This window comes from Bacillus sp. WP8, assembly GCF_000800825.1.
Classification (GTDB): domain Bacteria; phylum Bacillota; class Bacilli; order Bacillales; family Bacillaceae; genus Bacillus; species Bacillus safensis.
Genome location: NZ_CP010075.1, coordinates 1,079,915 through 1,102,438, shown reverse-complemented (window position 1 = coordinate 1,102,438; position 22,524 = coordinate 1,079,915). Strand labels below are relative to the sequence as shown.

General features: G+C 42.3%; 18 protein-coding genes and 1 riboswitch. Of the genes, 5 read left to right on the top strand and 13 right to left on the bottom strand.

Annotated features, from left to right (window positions below; genetic code table 11):
• Positions 1–43: 43 nt before the first annotated feature.
• The 3 genes from QR42_RS05345 to QR42_RS05335 all read right to left on the bottom strand — a co-directional run bounded on the left by QR42_RS05345 (position 44) and on the right by QR42_RS05335 (position 3,858).
• Complete coding sequence (locus tag QR42_RS05345; protein WP_039177734.1) at positions 44–1,693, bottom strand: methyl-accepting chemotaxis protein; 1,650 nt, start codon at positions 1,691–1,693, stop codon at positions 44–46.
• Positions 1,690–2,667 (bottom strand): BMP family lipoprotein, encoded by a 978-nt coding sequence (locus QR42_RS05340; protein WP_039177730.1) that lies wholly within the window; start codon positions 2,665–2,667, stop codon positions 1,690–1,692. Before QR42_RS05340 ends, QR42_RS05345 begins: the two co-directional genes overlap by 4 nt.
• A 342-nt stretch (positions 2,668–3,009) precedes the next feature.
• Positions 3,010–3,858 (bottom strand): CvfB family protein, encoded by an 849-nt coding sequence (locus QR42_RS05335; protein ID WP_039177728.1) that lies wholly within the window; start codon positions 3,856–3,858, stop codon positions 3,010–3,012.
• A gap of 237 nt (positions 3,859–4,095) precedes the next feature.
• On the opposite strand from QR42_RS05335, the gene QR42_RS05330 reads away from it, so the two are divergent.
• From QR42_RS05330 to QR42_RS05315, 4 genes are all read left to right on the top strand, one after another.
• The gene (locus QR42_RS05330; protein WP_012009527.1) at positions 4,096–4,587 is read left to right on the top strand and encodes a YajQ family cyclic di-GMP-binding protein; all 492 of its coding nucleotides are present in this window, start codon (positions 4,096–4,098) and stop codon (positions 4,585–4,587) included.
• 81 nt (positions 4,588–4,668) lie between these two features.
• A riboswitch (SAM riboswitch) is annotated at positions 4,669–4,787 on the top strand.
• 78 nt (positions 4,788–4,865) lie between these two features.
• Positions 4,866–6,707 carry a bifunctional homocysteine S-methyltransferase/methylenetetrahydrofolate reductase gene (locus QR42_RS05325; RefSeq protein WP_039177725.1) on the top strand — a complete coding sequence of 614 codons (1,842 nt, stop codon included), beginning with the start codon at positions 4,866–4,868 and terminating at the stop codon, positions 6,705–6,707.
• The gene (metH, locus tag QR42_RS05320; RefSeq protein WP_039177724.1) at positions 6,691–10,119 is read left to right on the top strand and encodes a methionine synthase; all 3,429 of its coding nucleotides are present in this window, start codon (positions 6,691–6,693) and stop codon (positions 10,117–10,119) included. The genes QR42_RS05325 and metH overlap by 17 nt, the downstream gene beginning before the upstream one ends.
• Before the next feature lie 134 nt (positions 10,120–10,253).
• Positions 10,254–11,111, top strand: a complete 858-nt coding sequence (locus tag QR42_RS05315; protein WP_039177721.1) for a GNAT family N-acetyltransferase — start codon at positions 10,254–10,256, stop codon at positions 11,109–11,111.
• Between the two features lie 43 nt (positions 11,112–11,154).
• On the opposite strand, the gene QR42_RS05310 is transcribed toward QR42_RS05315, so the two are convergent.
• Genes QR42_RS05310 through QR42_RS05285 form a run of 6 tightly spaced genes read right to left on the bottom strand, consistent with a single transcriptional unit; the run spans position 11,155 to position 19,456 of the window.
• A complete protein-coding gene (locus QR42_RS05310; protein ID WP_039177718.1) occupies positions 11,155–12,969 on the bottom strand; it encodes an IucA/IucC family protein in 1,815 nt (604 codons plus the stop codon).
• 13 nt (positions 12,970–12,982) lie between these two features.
• Positions 12,983–14,332 carry a lysine N(6)-hydroxylase/L-ornithine N(5)-oxygenase family protein gene (locus QR42_RS05305; protein WP_039177715.1) on the bottom strand — a complete coding sequence of 450 codons (1,350 nt, stop codon included), beginning with the start codon at positions 14,330–14,332 and terminating at the stop codon, positions 12,983–12,985.
• The gene (locus QR42_RS05300; protein ID WP_039177712.1) at positions 14,307–14,861 is read right to left on the bottom strand and encodes a GNAT family N-acetyltransferase; all 555 of its coding nucleotides are present in this window, start codon (positions 14,859–14,861) and stop codon (positions 14,307–14,309) included. Before QR42_RS05300 ends, QR42_RS05305 begins: the two co-directional genes overlap by 26 nt.
• Entirely contained in the window at positions 14,858–16,639 is a 1,782-nt protein-coding gene (locus tag QR42_RS05295) for an IucA/IucC family protein (RefSeq protein WP_039177709.1), read from the bottom strand. The genes QR42_RS05300 and QR42_RS05295 overlap by 4 nt, the downstream gene beginning before the upstream one ends.
• Complete coding sequence (locus tag QR42_RS05290) at positions 16,636–18,123, bottom strand: pyridoxal phosphate-dependent decarboxylase family protein (protein ID WP_039177707.1); 1,488 nt, start codon at positions 18,121–18,123, stop codon at positions 16,636–16,638. Before QR42_RS05290 ends, QR42_RS05295 begins: the two co-directional genes overlap by 4 nt.
• Positions 18,110–19,456, bottom strand: a complete 1,347-nt coding sequence (locus tag QR42_RS05285) for an aspartate aminotransferase family protein (RefSeq protein ID WP_039177704.1) — start codon at positions 19,454–19,456, stop codon at positions 18,110–18,112. Before QR42_RS05285 ends, QR42_RS05290 begins: the two co-directional genes overlap by 14 nt.
• Before the next feature lie 387 nt (positions 19,457–19,843).
• Here QR42_RS05285 and QR42_RS05280 point away from each other — a divergent pair, with 387 nt between their 5' ends.
• Positions 19,844–20,380 (top strand): serine O-acetyltransferase, encoded by a 537-nt coding sequence (locus QR42_RS05280; protein WP_039177702.1) that lies wholly within the window; start codon positions 19,844–19,846, stop codon positions 20,378–20,380.
• On the opposite strand, the gene QR42_RS05275 is transcribed toward QR42_RS05280, so the two are convergent.
• From QR42_RS05275 to QR42_RS05260, 4 genes are all read right to left on the bottom strand, one after another.
• Positions 20,375–20,632, bottom strand: coding sequence for a hypothetical protein (locus QR42_RS05275; RefSeq protein WP_039177699.1), 258 nt, complete (start codon positions 20,630–20,632; stop codon positions 20,375–20,377). The two genes, QR42_RS05280 and QR42_RS05275, sit on opposite strands and share 6 nt — an antisense overlap.
• A gap of 34 nt (positions 20,633–20,666) precedes the next feature.
• On the bottom strand, positions 20,667–20,936 hold the full coding sequence (locus QR42_RS05270; protein WP_039177697.1) for a hypothetical protein: 270 nt from the start codon (positions 20,934–20,936) through the stop codon (positions 20,667–20,669).
• 65 nt (positions 20,937–21,001) lie between these two features.
• The gene (locus tag QR42_RS05265; RefSeq protein WP_039177694.1) at positions 21,002–21,559 is read right to left on the bottom strand and encodes a GNAT family N-acetyltransferase; all 558 of its coding nucleotides are present in this window, start codon (positions 21,557–21,559) and stop codon (positions 21,002–21,004) included.
• A 14-nt stretch (positions 21,560–21,573) separates the two neighbouring features.
• Positions 21,574–22,440: an AraC family transcriptional regulator gene (locus QR42_RS05260; protein WP_039177692.1), complete on the bottom strand. Its 867-nt coding sequence runs from the start codon at positions 22,438–22,440 to the stop codon at positions 21,574–21,576.
• Positions 22,441–22,524 lie beyond the last annotated feature (84 nt).

Sequence of the window (22,524 nt, the reverse complement as noted above, 5' to 3'; positions counted from 1 at the left end):
AAAAAGCACCCTTCCCTGATACAACACGGGAAGGGTGCTTTTCTTATGAAAGTTTAAATCGCTGGACAGTTTCATTTAACCTTGCCGTCATACTCATCAATTCTTCGACTTGTTTGTTCATTTGATGGAACGATTGCAGCTGTTCATTTGCTGAGGCAGAAATTTCTTCGCTGCCAGCTGCTGTTTCTTCTACTACTGCACTAATATTTTCAATCGAGTGCAGTACTTGTCCGCCAAGTTCTGTTGATTGGATAATTTGGTCATTTAAGACCGCCATTTCTTGTTTAATATGCTGCGCTTTTGTTTCTATATCTTCAAAGGAGTGTGAGGTTTTGTCCATCGCATCCTGCTGCTGAATTGAAAGCTTGACCCCTTCTTGAACCGTTTGACTAATGGATTGAATCCCTCTTTCAATATGACTGACCATGTCAAAAATTTGTCTTGTTGCATTTGACGATTCATCGGCAAGCTTGCGAATTTCATCTGCTACAACGGCAAAGCCTTTTCCAGCTTCGCCTGCCCTTGCCGCTTCAATGGCTGCGTTTAAGGAAAGTAAGTTTGTTTGATCCGCAATGTCAGAAACCGTTTTGGCCATGGCCGAGATTCCGCTGGCGTATTGCGTGAATTCTCCTGCTGATTCTTCGATTTGTCTCGTGGCATGTGTATTTTTTTCAATCGCTGATTTTGTTTCTGTTAACGTGTGCTTTCCGCTTTCTACGGCTTCGATGGCATCCTCTGTACTGCGGATGACCGTTTGTGAGCGTTCGGAATTTTTACGTCCATGCTGGTCCATTTTCTCAATCAAGCTGACGCCATGCTGGAGATCTTCTGAAATCGCTTGTGACCCATTGGCCATTTCGTCTGTTGAGACAGATACTTGATTGGCAGATTCCATCATCTTTTTATTTTCATCATTCAGGTGGATCGAGAATGTCTCTACCCGGCTTGAGACATGGCTGATTTCTTTAATCAAACTAATCAACTGATCTGTCATTTGATTAAAGGATTCATTCAAGCCGCCGATTTCATCCTTACGCTGAATATCTGTCCGCTCCACAGCAAGATTCCCTTCTGCGATCTGCTTTGCTCTGTAGGATAGTGATTTGATAGGTGTCACGATGGATCGCGTTAACCCCATATTCAAAAAGACGGCAATGACAATCAGTGTGAGGGCTGAGACGAGTGCACTTGTAATAATCCATTGTACATTGTCTGCTGCATCCTCTAGATTTTGTTTATACGCTTCTTCTGCTCTTTTATTCATCGTATGCACATCGTTTAAAACGCCATCAATTCTTGCTGCCACACGTCTTGCATCCGAGGCGTTTTTTTCACCAATGGCATTGTTTGCTTCTTTGGTCCATGTGTCATATTTTGAATTTAACCTTGTTAATGCCTCTTTGTTCAAATTTCCTGCATACTTGTTTAACGTTTGCAGCTGTTTTTTTGCTGTAGAAATATCGTTTTGAACGATCTCTAGCTGTTCATCTGAAAGTGTCATCGAATAATTGGTCATCGCTTGCTCGACACTTTCAAAGCTTGCCTTCGTTTTTTGTACGTTTAATAAGGTTTGGACATCTGCTTCATTTGATGATTGGATCTTTGTCATGCTGACAATGATAAAGGCAATGACACCAACTGCTAAAAGAAGTGAGATAAGTGAGTTGAGTAAAATTTTGACGCGTAAACTCATGATGCGCCCCCCTCTTCTTTCAGAAGCGTCTGCTTCAGACCATTTAATTTTTTGGTCAGTGTCTCAGCATTTTTCAAGATCCGGATTTTTGCCATATCGATTCCATCATTGCTTAAGTCATAGACAACATGCCCGCTTTTAATTTGATTGTTCTTGACGACCTGTTCGCTGAATTGATAAACCACTTCATCGACTTTTTTCACCATAGATGAAATCACAGCTTTTTCCGCAGTATAGTACTGATCGCTGTCAACACCAATGGCATATTTGCCTTGCGATTGCGCTTCTTTTAATACACCAACACCTGAATAACCGGCTGCAGCATATAAAACGTCTGCTTTCTTTTTGATCATATCTTTGGCTATTTTACCGCCCTTACCTGCATCACTAAATGTACCGGCATAGGTAGATAAGATTTTGATTTTTGGATTGACTGATTTGGCGCCTTTTTGAAACCCTTTTTCAAAACGATGAATGACGTCTGCATCAACACCGCCAACAAATCCAATGACATCGCTTTTCGTTGTCATCGCAGCAAGTGCACCTGCTAAATAGCTGCCTTCCTCTTCTTTAAACGTCACAGAGGTCACATTTTTCAGCTCAGATACGGCATCGATCAGAAGAAACTGCTTCTTCGGATATTTCTTTGCGACTTTTTCTAGGTCTTCTTGCATACTAAAACCTACACCGATAATGAGATCATTACCATCTTTTACGAGTTCTGTCAGCCCTTTTTCATATGTATCAGTTTCTGCAATTTCTCTATAATCAAATTCAATGCCAAGCTCATCACGTGCTTTTTCTAATCCTTTAAATGATGAATCGTTAAATGATTGATCACCAAGACCATCATCTGTGAGCATAACGCCAATATGCTTCGCAGTTGATTTTGGCGACCCCTCCTGTTGATTACCGCATGCGGCGAGCACCATAAGCATGGCTGCCATCAGAAGCAATGAAATCTTCACTTTCATCCAAAAACACACTCCTTTTATCATCCTTACTCCTTTTTTATCGGATTTGAGGGGCGTTGTTTCAATGATATAGTGAAGGTTTTCATGACTTTTTTCATAGAAAAAATCCATTATTTAAGACAAAAATAAAAAAGTGAGCAAATGCTCACTTTTAGATCATTGACAAAGGGCTAAAATGAACTTTATTTTAGAACTTTGTCTTCTTTTCAGCGTGACCTGAAAACCTTTGCAGTCTAGGAGGGACGAGTACCGGAGCGGAGCGAATTTGACATTCGTGAGTACTGGCACGCAGGACTGACACCGAATGCGAGGGTTTGTCTGCACGCTGAAGTGAGCAAATGCTCACTTTTTCTCGTATGTCCAGCCTTCTTTTTGGTAAACGAGATCATTTTTCATCAGATGACCTAGTGCTCGTTTAAAGGCGGCTTTGCTCATTTGAAATCTTTCGCGGATATCCTCTGGATCACTTTTGTCTCCGTAAGGCATGGCGCCGTTTCTTGTTCTCATATAGGTTAAAATTTCTTCTGCATCGACAGATAATGCATCCTGTTTTCTAGGAAGCAGAGAAACGTTCACGGTTCCATCCTCTTTCACTGCAATAACGCGTCCCGTAACGGTCGATCCTAGTCTTGGCTCTTCTTTTCGTTCCGTGCGGTGAATAAACCCTCGCACACCTGTATCTGTCAGCATAAAAGAACCTGTCGCAATTAAACGATAGATTGTTCCAGTGATTTCTTTGTTCATTAAGGTTTCTGGTGCCTCAGTAAACAATTCACTGATCACGTCTTCTGTGGCTGGTTTTGCGAACATTCTGCCGTAACTTGTGACTTTCAGCATACAGTAGAGTTTGTCTCCTTTTTTCGGCCATGCTTCCTCAAATGGCGGGAGGTGTTCTGTTGCAACAAGTGCATCCTTTGATAGTCCAACATCGACAAATGCACCCATGTCTTCTACCACGTCTACAACTTGTACCCAGCCATATGTATGTGCGTTAATTGTAGGGATTTTCATTGTGGCAGCGAGTCTTTCTTCATGATCTACATATAAATAGACCTCTACTTCATCTCGGTCATCAAGATCCTCTGTCATTTCACTGCGGTGCAGGAGAACCGAATCTTCACCATCTGTCAAAAAGTAGCCGTATTCCATTTCGTTCTCTATTTGCAAGGTCAGTTGCTCACCTGGTCTCATGTTCTCTTCCTTCCTATCTGCCCATAAAAGAGCGTTCGTTCATCTTTTGATTCACTTTATTCTACTATACTTCTCCCCGCATGAACATCTCTAGTTCTGTTAGCTAAAGTGGACAAACTGGTCACGATTTATACCGCAGCCGGCTGAACTCTTTGCCTCATCTCTTCGATAAAGTTTCTTCTTCGCCTATTGGCATGATAAAATAGACGCAATATCAATACTTGGAGGTCATGTGTGATGGCAAAAGAAAGCTCATTTGACATTGTATCGAAAGTCGAACTGCCTGAGGTGCAAAACGCTGTTCAAGCAGCGCTGAAAGAAATTAAAAACCGTTATGATTTTAAAGGAAGTAAAAGTGATATTTCTCTCGAAAAAGAAGAACTTGTTCTCATTTCTGATGATGACTTCAAGCTTGAGCAGCTAAAAGATGTACTTGTGACAAAGCTGATCAAACGAAATGTGCCAACTAAAAACATCGATTACGGAAAAACCGAGCATGCTCTTGGCGGTACAGTACGCCAGCGTGCGAAGCTGATCAGCGGGATTGATCAAGACAACGCTAAAAAGATTAACGCACTCATCAAGCAGTCTGGCATCAAAGTGAAATCACAATTTCAGGATGACCAAGTGCGTGTGACAGGGAAAAATAAAGATGATTTACAAGAGGTTATTTCTCTTATGCGTAAGGCTGATTTGCCGATTGATGTCCAATTTATAAATTTTCGATAAATTTCAAATTTTCCATTGATTATTTCTGCATTTTTCGTTACAGTTGATGGAAGTTCAATTCATTGACATGTTCATATTGCTTTCTTATCAAGAGAGGCAGAGGGACTGGCCCTGTGAAGCCTCAGCAACCGGTGTAGTAGAAATCTATTTTCTATGACCAAGGTGCTAAATCCAGCAAGCAACTGCTTGGAAGATAAGGAGAAGAATTACGATACAGCCAAAAAGTCTTCTTCTTATCAGAAGGCTTTTTTTGTTACATAGAAATAAGGAGGAATACAATGGGCCTATTACAAGACTTACAAAATCGCGTACTGATAGCTGACGGAGCGATGGGAACACTTTTATACTCTTACGGCATTGACCGCTGTTTTGAAGAATTAAATTTATCGAAAGAGGATGAAGTGAAACGCGTGCACGAAGCTTATGTGCAGGCAGGCGCTGACATCATCCAAACGAACACATACGGTGCGAATTATATTAAACTATCCCGCTACGGCTTAGAGGAAGAAACGAAACGCATCAATACAAAAGCGGTACAAATTGCAAAAGCAGCCGCTGGCTCTGCTTATGTTCTCGGAACAATTGGCGGCATTCGAACGTTTAACAAAAATGCCTACTCTATAGAAGAAATCAAACGAAGTTTTAGAGAGCAGCTGTACATCCTATTAAATGAAGAGCCTGACGGATTATTGCTTGAAACGTATTATGACATAGAAGAAGCGAAGGCTGTTCTCCAAATTGCTCGCAAAGAAACGACTCTTCCGATTGTCATGAATGTCTCTATGCATGAACAAGGCGTTTTGCAGGATGGTACCCCGCTGAAGGATGGTTTATCTGAGTTATCATCTCTTGGTGCAGATGTCGTCGGCATCAACTGCAGGCTGGGCCCTTATCACATGATTCAGGCACTTGAAGGCGTTCCACTTTTAGAAAATTCGCATTTATCTGTCTATCCTAACAGTAGTCTCCCCTCTCTTGAAGAAGGCAGACTCGTCTATGATACTGATAACGATTATTTCCGAAAAAGTGCACTTGAATTTAGAAATCAGGGCGCACGCATTATCGGAGGCTGCTGTGGAACAACACCTCAACATATTAGCACAATGGCTGAAGCGGTCAAAGATTTAGCACCGATTACTGAAAAAGAAGTGAAGGTGTTAAAAGAAGAAATCATTTCCATCCAAGATCAGCGCACTGAACCAGGTCTTGATGAGCTGGCTGTGAAAAAACGATCGATTATCGTAGAGCTCGATCCACCGAAGAAGCTGAACTTCGAAAAATTTCTCGTTGCTGCAAATGAATTAAAGAATGCTGGCATTGATGCGTTAACGTTAGCCGATAATTCTCTTGCGACTCCGCGCATTAGCAATGTCGCTTGCGGCGCATTATTAAAGCAGCAGCTTGATATGCGTTCTCTTGTTCATATCACATGCCGCGACCGTAATTTGATTGGGCTACAATCCCATTTAATGGGGCTCGACACCCTTGGATTAACCGATATTTTAGCGATCACAGGCGATCCATCTAAAATTGGAGACTTCCCAGGTGCAACATCTGTCTATGATTTAACCTCCTTTGATTTGATTCGTCTCATCAAACAATTTAATGAAGGCCTTTCTTTCTCAGGAAAGCCTCTTGGCAAAAAGACCAATTTTTCAGTGGCTGGCGCGTTTAACCCAAATGTGCGTCATATAGATAAAGCGGTCAAACGTCTTGAGAAAAAAATCGAATACGGCGCTGATTATTTTATTTCACAGCCTGTTTATTCTGAAGAACAGCTTGTGAAAATTCATGAGGAAAGCCGCCACTTGGATAAACCAATTTACATCGGCATTATGCCGTTAACAAGCAGCCGAAATGCAGAGTTTATTCATCACGAAATTCCCGGCATCAAATTATCTGATTCTATTCGTGACATTATGGCTAAGGCTGGCGAGGATAAAGAAAAGCAGCGAGCAGAAGGTTTAGCGATTGCCCGCTCTTTATTAGATACAGCCTGCGAATTGTTTAATGGCATTTATTTAATTACTCCTTTCCTTCGATCAGATTTAACAGCAGAACTGACCACCTACATCCATCAGAAAGAAAAGGAGTCTAACATCCATGTCAACTATCACTGAACAGCTCAAAAAACGCATCCTCGTCCTTGATGGTGCAATGGGCACAATGATTCAAAACGCCAACCTGACAGCAGAGGAATTTGGCGGAGAAGAGTATGAGGGCTGTAACGAGTATTTGAATGTGACAGCCCCTCACATCATCCGTGCGATCCATAGGGAGTACCTCGAAGCAAGTGCCGATCTCATTGAAACAAATACGTTCGGCGCGACAAAGCTCGTTCTTGATGAATATGGGCTTGGCCACCTTGCCTATGAACTCAATGTTCGAGCTGCACAGCTGGCAAAGGCTGAAGCAGACCGTTTCTCCACACCGGATAAGCCACGTTTTGTTGTAGGCGCAATGGGCCCAACAACGAAAACATTATCTGTAACAGGCGGCACAACCTTCAGTGAGCTCGTCAGAAACTATGAAGAACAGGCCCGCGCTCTAATTGACGGAAAGTGTGATGCCCTTCTTTTAGAAACAAGCCAAGACATGCTGAATGTAAAAGCTGGTTTCAAAGGAATTCAGGAAGCCTTTCAGCAGACGGGCATTCAATTACCACTCATGGTATCAGGAACGATTGAACCAATGGGCACCACCCTTGCTGGTCAGGATATCGAAGCCTTTTATATCTCTCTTGAGCATATGAAACCCATCAGTGTGGGCCTGAACTGTGCGACTGGTCCAGAATTTATGACAGACCACATCCGCACGCTCTCCTCCATCGCAAAGTCAGCGGTGAGCTGCTATCCGAATGCTGGTCTCCCAGATGAAGAAGGCCAATATCATGAATCCCCTGCTTCTCTTGCTAAAAAAATCGCTGCCTTTGCTAAGGAAGGCTGGTTAAATATTGTCGGCGGCTGTTGCGGAACGACACCTGCACATATTCAAGCATTGTCAGATGAAGTACGCACGATTCAGCCGCGTCATATCACTCGCGAATCACCGCAGCATACCGTATCAGGAATTGAGCCCCTTATTTATGAGGATTCAATGCGTCCTCTTTTTGTAGGCGAACGGACCAATGTCATTGGTTCTCGCAAATTCAAACGGCTCATTGCGGAACAAAAGTTTGAAGAAGCAGCAGAAATTGCTCGTGCTCAGGTGAAAAATGGCGCTCACGTCGTTGATGTGTGTCTCGCCGATCCAGACCGTGATGAGGCAGCAGACATGGAAGGCTTTTTACAAGAAGCGATGAAAAAGGTGAAAGCTCCTTTTGTCATTGATTCAACGGATAAACACGTGATTGAAAAGGCACTCACCTATTCTCAAGGGAAAGCCATCATCAATTCTATTAATCTTGAGGATGGCGTGGAACGTTTTGAAGAGATTCTACCTCTTGTGAAGCTATATGGCGGTGCACTTGTTGTTGGCACAATTGATGAAATAGGAATGGCTGTGACAGCAGAACGAAAGCTTGAAATTGCTATACGTTCGCATGATTTGTTAACGAAGAAATATGGAATTCCTGCAAGTGACATTATTTTTGATCCGCTTGTCTTTCCTGTAGGCACTGGAGACGAGCAATATATTGGCGCCGCTGAAGAAACGATCAAAGGCATTAAAATGATCAAGGAAACCCTGCCCGAGTGCCTCACCATTTTAGGCATCAGCAATGTATCTTTCGGACTTCCGCCTGTTGGCAGAGAAATCTTAAATGCCGTCTATTTGTATCACTGCGTGCAAGCAGGACTTGACTATGCCATCGTGAATACGGAAAAGCTTGAGCGCTTCGCATCCATTCCAAAGGAAGAAATCAAACTAGCTGAAACCTTGCTTTATGAAACAAATGACCAAACACTGGCTGAATTCACCCAATTTTACCGCGGCAAAAAGAAAACGGAGAAAAAACCAAAGGTCTCCTTATCACTTGATGAAAGGCTGGCGCTCTACGTCGTCGAAGGAACGAAAGAAGGTCTCATCGATGATTTATCCCTTGCTTTGGAGCAATATGAATCGCCGCTTCATATTATCAATGGTCCGTTAATGCAGGGAATGGCTGAGGTTGGTCGTCTTTTTAATCAAAACGAACTGATTGTCGCCGAGGTGCTTCAATCAGCAGAGGTCATGAAAGCATCTGTTTCGTTCCTTGAGCAATATATGGAAAAGCAGCATGCCAGCGGGAAAGGAAAGATTCTTCTTGCGACCGTAAAAGGAGATGTCCATGATATCGGGAAAAACCTTGTCGACATCATTTTGAGCAATAACGGCTTTCAAGTAGTCGACCTCGGCATCAAGGTGACACCTCAAACATTGATTGAAGCTGTGCAAAAGGAAAAACCAGATATGATCGGATTATCAGGCTTACTTGTAAAGTCCGCACAGCAAATGGTATTAACCGCTCAGGATTTACAAAAGGCCAATATTTCTGTTCCTATTTTGGTCGGCGGTGCTGCCCTTTCTCGCAAATTTACGAAAATGAAAATTTCGCCTCATTATGATGGACCTGTTCTTTATGCAAAAGATGCCATGGACGGTCTGTCATTAGCCAATGAGTTAAAAGCGAATCCACTGCAATTTCAAACAAAGCCCGAAGAGGAGCCAGTGGCACCTTTCAAGGAGAAAGAAGGAAAGCAGCCGAAAGCTGTCATTGAATTACTAGAAAAACGCGTAGCCCTTCCTCAGGCACCGGTATTTACGCCAGAAGATACTGCACGCCATTATGTGAGGGACATCGATTTGCATCATATTATGCCTTATGTGAATGAACAAATGCTCATTGGTCATCATCTCGGCTTAAAGGGAAAGGTCAAAACCTTATTAGCTGAACAGCACCCAAAAGCATTGGAATTAAAACAGCTTGTCACAGATCTTCTAAACGAAGGCAGAGAGAAAAACTGGTTTGCGCCAGCATTTGTGTATCAATTCTTCCCTGCCGGTTCAGACGGAAATGATTTGCATATTTATGATCCCGAAAAGCCTGACCGCATCATTGAAACGTTCCAATTTCCAAGGCAGGAGAAGCTCCCGTACCGCTCCATTTCTGATTATGTACGGAAAAGTGATGAAAACGAGAAAGATTATATTGCCTTATTCGCCGTCACAGCTGGCGCGCGTATACGTGAAGTCGCGCAGCAATTTAAGCAGGAAGGAGATTATTTAAAAATGCATGCTGTCCAAGCTCTGGCACTTGAGCTTGCAGAAGGATTAGCTGAAAGAACCCACCAAGTGATTCGTGACAAATGGGGCTTCCCTGACCCAGTCGATTTTACAATGGAAAAACGATTTCAAGCGAAATATCAAGGGCAGCGCTATTCCTTTGGTTATCCAGCGTGTCCAAATCTTGAGGACCAAGAAAAGCTGTTCAAGCTGCTTCAGCCTGAAAAAATCGGCATCCACCTGACAGAAGGATTCATGATGGAACCTGAAGCATCTGTTTCAGCGATCGTCGTCTCCCACCCTGAAGCTCGATATTTTAATGTTCATTAAGACTAGAACCTCCGTGATTGGGGGTTCTTATTTGATACACGCTGTGAGGAAAAGGATCTTCCTTTTCCTTTTTCTTATGCCTTCATATGGTACGATACATATAGATGAAATCAGCTAAGAAGGAGTTGCGTGTATTGGAAAACGTTGTACAACGAACTTTAACACTTCATGACATACCCGATCTTATCGCATTGTCAAAAGAGGTCGACTGGCCTGATTACAATGTGGATGAGCTTACATCTCTTTTAACAAACGGATACTTTACTGGTTTTTCAACAACAGATGGACAAGTCATCTCATGTGCGGGACTTTTCCAATATGATAAAGCAGCATCAATTGGTGCCGTGATTGTATCTGAGACGCATCGCGGCTTAGGTCTTGCACGGAAAATGATTGACACCCTGCTTCGCCGGAGTGATCAAAGCGTTCCTGTCGTTTTAACCGCTACTGTACAAGGACAGCCCGTTTACGAAAAAATCGGATTTCAAACGGCCGGCTACATTCATACATACAAAGCACAGAAAACAAATCCTACTGCGCTTCAGGTGTCAGATAAGATTCATCTGTCTCCCGCTGATGAAACTCATCTCCCGTCTATTGAAGCACTTGACGAAAAAGGTGCAGGTACCAATCGATCAAGCTTTATAAGAAAGCGAATGGATCGAGCATCGTTCCGGCTGATCGCACAGAATGAACATCATGAAACAACTGGCTTTGCATTTGGCATCGAAACCCCTGCTAATCTCATGATTGGGCCGCTTGCAGCAAACGATGAACAAACCGCTCTCTCGCTCATCCAATCACTCATCTCGTCTTATTCAGGGGCAATTCGTTTAGATATGCAGGAAGAAACAGCTGAGCACCTGCATGAAACACTTGTTGAAGCAGGATTTACGAAAACAAACGTAGCCCATTTTATGATGATTCGTGGGAAAGAAAAACTAAATGATCCCGCCCTATTCTATTTCCTCGCCTCTCAAGCATTTTCTTAAAAAACAAAAAAGCTGTAGACACTAGATGTCTACAGCTTTTTTATTACTTCTCTCCAACTGATGAAAGAACATGAGCGAGTGCATTTGTGACCTTCCCATGCTCTGATGCATGCGGGCGGTCATCACCATCTCCATAGCCGTAATCAATCATTCGATTACGATTTAAGCAAAGCTTTGTCAGCTTCGGCTGGAATAGATCAAATAATTCAAAACGGTCTTTTAGCTGTGGGAATTGATTTTGATACTGCTGAATTTCTTCAGCAAGCAAACGCCAAAGAGTCGTTTCATCTAACAGATCGTGATTGTCTAATACGTTGGATACATAGCGCAGATTGCAAATAAATAATCCTGTAAAAATAAATTGTACTAAACCTTCTGGCGGCTCACTGCGCAGCACTTCTTTTAAATCTTCTTCTAGTGAAGCTAATTCAGGCAGCGGCTGGTCACTTATATTCACATCATCAACGAAATCTTTGATCGCCAAACGATGCGGCTGATGATTTTTTAACACAAGAATTGTATTTTGCCCATGCGGTGAAAAGACTGTGCCGTATTGATACATAAAGTGTAAAAGCGGCGGCATCACGACATGGAAAAACTTCGCCATCCATTCTTTTGCGGAGAGACCTGATTTTTCAATCAGCTGCTTGATATACGGCTCTCCTTCATGATCCTCATATGTGAGTGCCGCAAGTGTAACAGGGCTCTCCCCTTCATCTAAGTACGTATAAATGCTTTCTCTAAAAATGACACCGAGCATCTCAAGATATTGATAAGGCGCACCAGGCAGTTTGCTGTAGTATGGATGATCGACATTGATACTTGCATTCTCACCTGGTAAAATGACGCGGCACACATCAGATAAAAATGAGTCTTGATCGGCAATCCCTTTAATATGTGCTGTAATGCGCGGGGCAATGACCGTACGTTCTGATGGGAGTCCACGGTACACAAGTGTATTTAAAATACTCATTGGCAGTTTAATATGATGCTTGCCTTTATTTGAGATATTTGTAAAGGTTCTGATCGACTGCTGCGGGATATATTGATCCAGCCCCTCTCCTAAATACACAATCCGGCGCAAGGCCAAATCTTCCGGAAAATGCTGAATAATCATATGCGTCCACTGCCACTGATGGACAGGCATCATATAATAGTCAGCTGCATTCAGTCCTTCATCCTTTAACACACGTTGAAATTGACGAATCGTGACTTCATCTAATTCTTTGGCGATCACCTGCTCATAGTTTTCATGATCGACTGCATGGAATGTCGCAAGTTCCCTGTGAACAGCAATCCAAGACAGCTGCACACATTCTTGACGTTCTGGTGCATAGGCTAAGTAATCATCGTAGCTGAATCCTATACGCCCTTTGTTATACACAATCCAAGGATGGCCTGTCATTTCTCCTTCAATCCATGCATAATCCGTATCTGTCAGCTCATCCGCACGAAGTGCTTTTTTCGACAGCAAATGGACATCGGCTAACAAAGTATGGTGAAGCTCTTTGATAAGATGGCCTGTTGTGTCAGAGGACATTGGAATGATCGGCTGAATGTCTAGTAAAAACACAATGGCACTGACATCCTTTGACCACTTTCCATCCTGACAGTACTCAATTGATTCAGCGATTGTATCAAAACTATCAAACAACCGAGGTTTTGCCAGATAACGATATTTCTTATGTTCATGAATGATTAATTCATACTGGGCAATGCCATCCTTACGATCCAGCTCGACAGGATGAAGCATGTCCTCATACATGTATTCGGACAGCATTTTTGCCACCATTCTCTGGTTTGCCTTTTTCCAAGCAGCAGGATTCACCGCTTTTTTCAATTCGTCTTGTACACTCATCGCTTCATCCTCCTTAACCTTTGATTTCTTCAAATGTGTGTGCGTTCTTGTGTGTACCAAATGTCTGGAAGACGTGCTTTTGATAAAGTGGATACACGGTTTGACGAGCAAGTTCATTGATGATCACACTGTTTCGATAAGCCCCCAGCCCCAAATCTGGAGCGCCGACCCCATGTGTATGAAGCTCTGCATTTTGTACAAAAATATCATTTTCACCCATCGTATTTGTTTTCAAACGATATTCACGTTCCACTTGGAAACGTCCTTGATCATCCCATTGAATGTGGTGAGAAATAGGGTTGATAAATGGCGGCAGAACGGATTGATAGCCAGTCGCCAATACAACAATATCCGTCTCATGCGTAAATGATTCTTCCTTGACCCATTGCGTGCAGGAAAGTGATAATCCGCCCGCTGTTTCCTCAATCAAGTTGACCTCCGTCATGGCTTGAAGCACTGTGTTCAACTGCGTTCCGCAGGCAGAACGTTCATAAAGCAAATGATAAATATCACGAATCATTGCCGAACTGATGCCTTTATACAGCAAGTCTTGCTGTTTTAATAACGCATCCTTTTTTGTTTGCGGAAGCTCATAAAAGAAATCAATATAGTCAGGGGAGAAATACTCCAGCCCTAGGTTTGAATATTCCATTGGGAAAAATCCTTTTGACCGTGTGAACCAGTGAATATCCTTCGCTTCATCATCTGATAAAATGTCATAAAACACTTCTGCTGCACTTTGACCAGAGCCGATAACTGTGACAGATTTCCCTTTGAAACAGCCTTCTTTCTTTCGTTTTAAATAGTCAGCTGAGTGAAAAACCTTCTCTCCTAAAGCTGGCTGGAGCGATGCTGGCACTGCGGGCTGCGTGCCAATTCCTAAGACAAGATGTTTGCTTTCAAACACCTCTACAGTTTGATCCTTCACATGACGGACATGCACTTCATACCGCTTTTCCCCTGCCTTTTCAACCAGTGAGACAGATTCGACGTTCATGCCAAATCGGCAAGAGTCTAACTGGTCAGCGACCCAGCGACAGTAATGACTGTATTCCTTGCGCGGGATATGGAAGTCCTCTAGAAAGTAAAATGAATACAAACGGTTTTGTTCCTGCAAATAGTTGAGAAAGCTATATTTGCTTTTCACATCTGCCATACTGACAAGGTCCGCTAAAAATGGGACTTGCAGTGTTGTCCCTTCAATGAGCATCCCTGGGTGCCAGTGAAAGGCTTCACTTCTTTCAAAAAACAAAGCGTCGATTTCATTTACCTCTTCAGATAATGCGGCAAGTCCAAGGTTAAACGGGCCAATGCCGATCCCAATTACATCCACTAAATTATTTTGCTTGTTGAACCGCGTCATGGTTATACTTCCTTTCGAATCGTTCTCGATCACAAAACATCAAAAGACCTGTTTTATCCGGCAAAGTGACTGGTTTTACACGTTCAAAGCCGCATTTTTCAAATACATGAATCATTTTTTCATTGCGAATATCCGGCTCAGCGACGATTTTTTCTGTTCGCTTGTTCTGCTCAAATTGAAATGCTGTCATTGCCTGAAGGAGCGGCGCAGCAAATCCTTTTCCCACATAATCCGGCTCCCCTATTAACAGGTGAATGCCTTGATCATGCGGAGAAGGCTCATAGTAGGATTCAATGACATCCCCTTTCACGTTGTAAGCCTCAAAATAACTCATTGGCGTCCCATCAATCGTGCCTAAATAAAGGGTTTGATGCGGATCATGTATTGCCTGATAAAAATGCTTTTCAAAATCAGGAAACGGAATATTCAAATGCCAAAATGGGTGAACATACTCTTCTTGCATCCATTTATGGACAAGCTGGACGTCTCTTTCATATTCAGCACGAATAAACCTAATACGATGCCTCATCCAATCAGCGCCTCCTTATGTAAAAAGAGCGGATTCAAGACAGCTGTGTAACGAGACTGTGTTTCCAGAGATCCTGTCAGCTCATCCATATCTTCAAATCGTGTCAGCAAATTCGCTTTTGAAGGAAGTTCTTTTGAACGGAGAAGGCTGTTTGTCAGATCAGAAGCTCCATACATCTCCTCATGAGCAAGCAATGTATCTCTCACGAGTGCCAGCAAGTCTTCTTCCTTTGCTAGTCCTTCTGTGCCAAAGCCATTAATGAGACCAAATAAATGATTAAAGAAGAAATAATAACGGAGTCTCTCAACGGCGACATCATCCGCACAAATGGTTTCACTTCTTACGCTCAAGTTTTGAACTAGATTTGCGAGCTTATCTTTTTTTGATTCACTATAATAGTAGCCTTGATTGTCACGGTAATAGAAGGTGTCTGGATAACCATCCTTCATTTGCACAACAGCATTTTGCTGATGGGCCTCGAGTGCAAGACCATACGTTTCAAACAGCCAGAGCATCGGCTTTAACGAAATGGTTAAGTATTGTTTAAACCAATCTTGGCTGACCGCTTCTGTTGACCGGCCTTCTGCATCTGCAAGTTTATAAATAATTCCTGCTAATCTTGATTTTCCTCCGTACGCATGATCCTGACACAGCCCAGCAATTAAGCTTGCGCCTTTTTCACGATGCAAGAATGGATTTTGACGAATGACCACTTCAAAGCCAGATTCCGCTTCATCTCCTCGAATAGATAGATATGCAGGATCTTCAATGACCCGGAATCCAGAGAATTTTTCATATAAAGAAACGCCTAATTCTGTTTTTAAGATGCGGGACATCTCTACTCCTCGATCCAGTTCCTTTTGTTTATTGATGCGTAACGAGTTCGTAATTTTCACAGGAACAGAGAATTTGAGCATGTAAGCAGAATCCTTTTGATAGACCGTTCTAAAGGATGAGGTCGCTGTGTATTCAGACCCTAGCGGTCCTAAATAAGTCAGTTTCCCCTCCTCTATATAACGCTTCACGAATGCCTTCTCCATGACCACTTTGACTTGCAGCGGATGAATTGGAATGAACACATATTCTCCGTTTTCTGTTAACCTATTCAGTCTCTCTGTTTCTTCTGGCACTTGACGCGAAAGCTCTTCTAACATGAGACTTGCCGCAGGTTGTGAAATAGATGAATCCTGAAGCACAATCGAATGGTGCGCTTTAAAGTAATGAAGCTGGAAAGCCCCTTTCAGCTCAGGAGAATAGACGGCTTCCTCCTCTTCTGTCATCCCTTGTCTGCTTTTTGGTGTTGGATGTGTTAAATGCCCAAGGAGAAGTGACTGTTCAGCCTCGATGTACTCAAAATCAGCTTGAGATAAAGCAGCTCGATCAATTTCTCTCTCCCTTAAGAATCGTTCAATATTTCGGCAGCTTAAAATGATGCGAAGCATGAATTCATCCTCTGCATCTGTGCGGCCATATGCAATGAGAAGCTCCTTTGAACATAAAGCAACAAGTGTCGTGTAATCGACGATCGTCCCCTCTTGCTCGCTTCCACTCGGACGAAAGCGAATCGGAAAATCAAAGAGATGGCGGCCTACAGATGAAAAGTATCGGATCGGAATCACAAGCTCAAGGTCTTGCTTTGCTAGTTTTGCCACGAATACAAGCGAACCATCTGCTTTCGTCTCTTTTTTTGCAGATCGATCGATTCCTGTTTCACGTAAAAAACAGTTTAAAAAACTTTGCATAGTTGCATTTTCAGCCATTTGTTTATATTGACTCAACGTAGTACCCTCCCGGATTGAATATGAGCGATCCCGATATCAACGATGTCAGAAAGGATTTCCTCAATATGTGTAATTGTCGTTCTCGGATTTAACAAAGTGAATTTCAAGCATGTTTGACCATCCACCACTGTTTTTGCAATGACAGCAGTTCCTGATGTGAATAGCGTTCGATGGATGATTTTATTGATGTCATCCGCACCCTTAAATCGAAACACTACTGCATTGATTTCTGGCTCAGGATTGATCACTTCAAGGTGATCATTGCTCTCGATAAGCGCAGCCACATCCTTCGCAAAATCAATGGTATGGTCAATCATGTCACCAAACCCTTCCTCCCCAATCAGACGAAGAGAAAGAAGCAATTTCAGTGCATCAAAACGGCGCGTCGTTTGGACAGATTTATGGACGAGATGTAGTATTCCATCCAGTTCATCTTCTTTTGGATTAAGATAATCTGCATGATAATTGATCAAACCGAAATGCCTTTTATCCTTCAGCAAAAATGCTCCGCAGGAGATCGGCTGATAAAATTGTTTATGAAAGTCAATCGTGATGGAATCAGCAAGCTCAACACCATCTAATTTATCTCGGTAGTTTTCACTTAATACAAGCGCTCCACCATAGGCAGCATCTGCGTGTATCCACAGACCGTATGGTTTGACGATGTCATACACACCTCGAACGGGATCAATACTGCCAAAATCAGTTGTCCCGCAAGTCGCCACTAGCGCAAAAGGCAGGAGATCCTGTTCCTTTAACTCAACAAGTTTCTTCTTCAAATCGTTGAGGTCCATGCGGTGACGCTCATCTGTCTCTATCAGAACAACCGCCTGCTCCCCTAAGCCTAGTTGGGATGCAGATTTTTTCACAGTGAAATGAGCATTCTTAGAGCAAAGAATTCTCATGCGGTGAGCCTCACTCGGCAAGCCTTTCTGCTGAACATTCCATTGCCATGTGTTTTCACAAAAAGCATCTCTTGCAAGAAGCAGCCCCATGTAGTTAGATTGGGTTCCACCGCTCGTAAATGTCCCATCTGCTAAATTTCCATAAGAAAACTTCGCACATAGCCACTTTAAAATTTCCTCTTCAACCAAAGATGCAATACCGCTTTGATCAAAGGAATCCATTGATTGGTTAAAAGAACTTACTATCACCTCTGCGGCAAGCGCAGGTATAAGCGGCGGGCAATGCAAATGTGCCAAGCATTTAGGATGCGATACATCAACCAGATGTGGCAAAAGGTGCTGCTTTATATCTTGAAAGACAGATTCAATTGATTCGCCTGACGGTTGAAACTGAAATAATGATTCGACACTAGCCGCTAATTTCCCAGGCAATATTCCACTGTATGGTCCTTGGTCTTTTTGCCATTGGTCCAGTAAGCTGTCGATAGATGTATGAAGAGCCGCTTGGAAGGACTCTCTTCCAAGCTGGCTTTGATTGATAAATAATGAATCCACAGAAGCTTTAGTTGATTGCATCGTATACGGCCTCTTTGAAAATAGCGATAACTTGTTCAAGCTGTTCTTCTGTCATGATCAATGGCGGTAAGAATCGAATGACGCTGCCGAAACGGCCTCCTGTCTCTACAATTAAGCCTTTATCGAAGCAATTCTTTTGAATGAGACTGGCTAGCTCAGGATTTGCTGGATAACTTCCATCCACATCCTGCTTTTCATTTGGATTAACTATTTCAGCACCAATCATTAATCCTCTTCCTCGAACATCACCGATAGCAGGTACATTTTTTTGAATGTCTTTTAGATGAGCCTGCATGCGATTCCCTAACTGGTCAACATGATCAAGCAAATTCGTTTCTTTTATAAATTTAAGCGTAGCGGTTCCTGCAGCCATTGCCATTTGATTTCCTCTAAATGTGCCAATGTGTGCACCTGGATTCCATTGATCCAAATCTTTATCATAAATCACAACTGAAAGCGGCAGGCTTCCACCAATGGCTTTAGATAATACAATGACGTCCGGCACAATTCCTGCATGTTCAAAAGCAAACATCTTACCTGTTCGGCCAATGCCTGATTGAACCTCATCGATGATGAGCGGAATGCCTTTTTCATTTGTGATTCTTCTCATTTCTTGCATCCATTCAATAGATGCTGGAATTGAGCCTCCCTCACCTTGTACTGCTTCAAAGATCATACCTGCTGGCGGAAGAATACCACTTTCAGGATCATTTAATACACGCTCAATATAAGAGCTGGAAATGCGGTGTGAATCTTTCCCGCCAATTCCGAATGGGCAGCGATATTCATATGGATAAGGCATGAAATGCACATCTGGGATTAACCCTTGCACTCTTTCCTTTGGAGACAAATTCCCGCTTAATGACATCGTGCCATGTGTCGCACCGTGATAAGCACCGTGGAAAGAAAGAATGGAACGATTTCCTGTCGCTGTCTTGACTAATTTAATCGCAGCTTCTATGGCATCACCGCCAGTTGGTCCACAAAATTGAATTTTTGCTCTCTTTGCAAACTCTTCTGGCAGGTGAGAAAAAATTTCATTCACAAACTCTTCTTTAATTTCTGAGGTTATGTCCAACGTATGCAATGGCCTTTTTTCATGAAGCATACGTTCAATCGCTTCTATCACAACCGGATGATTGTGGCCAAGTGCAAGTGTTCCTGCGCCTGCTAGACAGTCATAAAACTCTCTGCCATCCGCATCTGTCACGATCATGCCCTCGGCTTTTTGCATGGCTAATGGGAACCGTCTCGGGTAAGACCTTGCATTAGATTCTCTTTGACTTTGCTGCTCTAAAAATTGCTGATTTTTAGAAACGGTTTTGATGGACATAATAAAACACTCCTCCAATTGATAAAGATTATCATTTTCATTTACTAGCCTAGAGGATGTAAGATATGAAAGTCAATTGTATTCAAAAAGATGATTCTAAAAGCATATGAATGCAATATTCTCTTTTTAATGAGTATTTTCGAGTAATTTTTACAAACCTTACTGCCATAAGGAGATGGAACGCATGAGATGGATTGACATTGAAAAAAATTACAAATCATTTTTCCTGGTTCATTTGTTCTATTCAATTCAAAGCACTCATTTTATGCAGAAATTTGGATGAAATGAAGGTAGAAAATTGAAGAAATCACACTATTTTTTCTTGATATAAATGGTTTGGATGGTATAATTTCTCTGAAACATAAGGGGATGGAGAGGGGAATTTTGATGATTTTAACAAAGCAAGATCTTCACCATTACTTAACGCAGGATAAGAAAGCATTAGCTATCACGCGCAGAAGGCCAAAATGGTTTGGGGACGATATATGGAAATATCAAAGGTATTTACGAAAATATGAATACTATTCTAATAGCGGTGCTACATTGCGCAAATGGTTTTACCGCTATTTACATAAAAAGAAAGGGATGCAGCTTGGCTTTGATATCCCGATTGGCGTCTTTGGCCCCGGCCTTAGAATCAATCATACTGGCCTCTTAATTGTGAATAAGCACGCAAAAATTGGGGCATTTTGTGATATTCATCAAGGGGTGAATATTGGTCAAAACCATTCCGAAAAGGATGTACCAACCATTGGAGATCACGTATGGATTGGGCCCGGTGCTAAGCTGTTTGGAGACATTTATATCGCAAATCATATCTCAATTGGAGCAAATGCCGTGGTGAATCATTCCTTTCATGAAGAGGAGATCGTTATTGCTGGTGTGCCGGCTCAAAAGGTAAAAGAAAAAGGCCCTTCTTCATGAAGGCGCCTGATAAAAAAGAATTACACCGATTAAAACAGAGATGAGCAGCATGAGATAAAACAAGATGGTTAAAATCAAGATCGTCCAGCCCAGCCCCTTCCTCTCTGTCTTGATCAAATAAATACCGAGTACGATGGTACTAAAAAGCACGCCTAAAATGGCCCACAGCCATTTGTCTTTGTGATGCTTTGGCGCATCAAACCATAAATAGATAGCAACAGCAAGTGAAACGAATAGACCCGTTATTCTCAAGATTAAACTCCCCCTTATTATGTATACGCGCTCTCTATGATGCGTTTGAGTATCCGATGATCAGCAACAGGAAGTAAAAAACATAGACTAGCATAACAATAGAATAGATGATGATGGACACGATCAGAACTGTCCAGCCCAATCCTTTTCTTCCTGTTTTGATGAGGTATATCCCAAATGCAAAGAGCCCGAATAAAAGACCTAAAATAGACCATAACCATTTATTTTTCCCATGTTTTGGTGCATCTATCAATAGATAGATTGCGACTAGAATAGAAACAAACCATCCAGTTATCCAGCCCACATTCTTCTGCCACCCTTCTTCAGTTTATTTCATTATATGATTCTTTTTTCCTAAAAAATAATGATTCAGAGGATATTGCGCGGGAGGCTTCGCCATTCTTCTCTCAGCATTCCGTAGCGCATCGAATCATAATACTCTCCTTGATAATAACGGACCTTTCTCAGTCTCCCCTCAAGGACAAATCCGCATTTCTCTGCGCACCGCATCATCCGTTCATTCCCTGACCAAGTGGTTAGACCAATTCGAGGGATATCAATATGCGTAAATAATACATCAATCCATAGATTTAATGCCTTTGTCCCAACGCCCCCGCTCCAAAAGCGTGAGTCATAAATGACAATGCCGCATTCAAGCCACCGTGTACGTTCATTCTCCCAATAATATGATACGGTACCTTTGATATCACCGTCTATTTCAATACCATATAGCTTTTGGGGAATGGATTCATCCTGTAAGTAACGTTTCTTAAATGCAGAAAGCGGGATTTCGTGTTCATAAAAATAAGGGGCATTCCAATTTCGATAGGACTGGTCTGGTGCTTTAAATTTTAAATGCCACACCGCCTCTAAGTCCGTTTCGGTTAATGGACGTATGTTCACAAGCTCTTCCTTTTCTCTTTTCATCTGTTCACGTTCCTTTACTTTGTCGTTCTTTTTGCTAGATGACGGTACTCAATCGGCGTCATGCCTTCATTTTGCCGAAACAGCTTAGAAAAATAAGTAGGGTCGTCAATGCCTACATGCTCTGCAATGGCTGCGATTTTTTCATTTGTTGAGGCGAGCATGCTTTTAGCTTTTTCGATCTTGAGACGATGGCTGTACTGGTTTGGCGTCAATCCATACACCGTCTGCATACACCTTGTCATGTAGTCAGGATGATAGTGCAGCTTCTCTGAAAGCTGCTCCATATGCAATTTCTCCATAAAGTGATGCTCAAGATAGTGAACTACTTCTGATGCGACAGTCTCTTTTGCACTTGGAATATGGAATGCTTCCTTTTGCAGGTGAATGAGCAGTTCCTCAAATAGAAGCTGTTTTTTCAGCGGAAGTTCAGATGCATCATGATTTAGTGCGCTCATCGCTGAAAGGTGTTTTTCTAACACACTTCGTCCCTTCACTTTTCCTAAACGAGGCAGGCTAAATTCATATGTTGCCGGCTTTTCGAAGGTGGCTTGGTTTTGTTTCATATCAATCCAGTGTTCTCTCGGCCGGTTCGTCAGCTCAAATCGATCAATTGAGAAATGCAGCCACTCATAGTAGGTATCCTCTTCACATGGCAGATGTCCGCCATGTGACAGGCCCGGTGAGAGAATCATATATTCACCTTCTTTTACGTGAAAAGCCTCCTCGTCCTCTGTCATCCATAGTTCACCTTTTGTGACATAGAGAAGATCAAATACAGCGAAGGTTCTTGAGATATGTCTTTCTCCTTGATGAAATATCCCTCTACCTGAAGCTATATAAATAGGAAACGGCGGTACAGTAAATGTAATAAATCGATTCATATTCATCCCCTTATGAAGTCGTATTTCTCCAATAAGTTTCGGTTTCATCTCTTCTTATTATAGTCGATGCAAGGTACACTATAA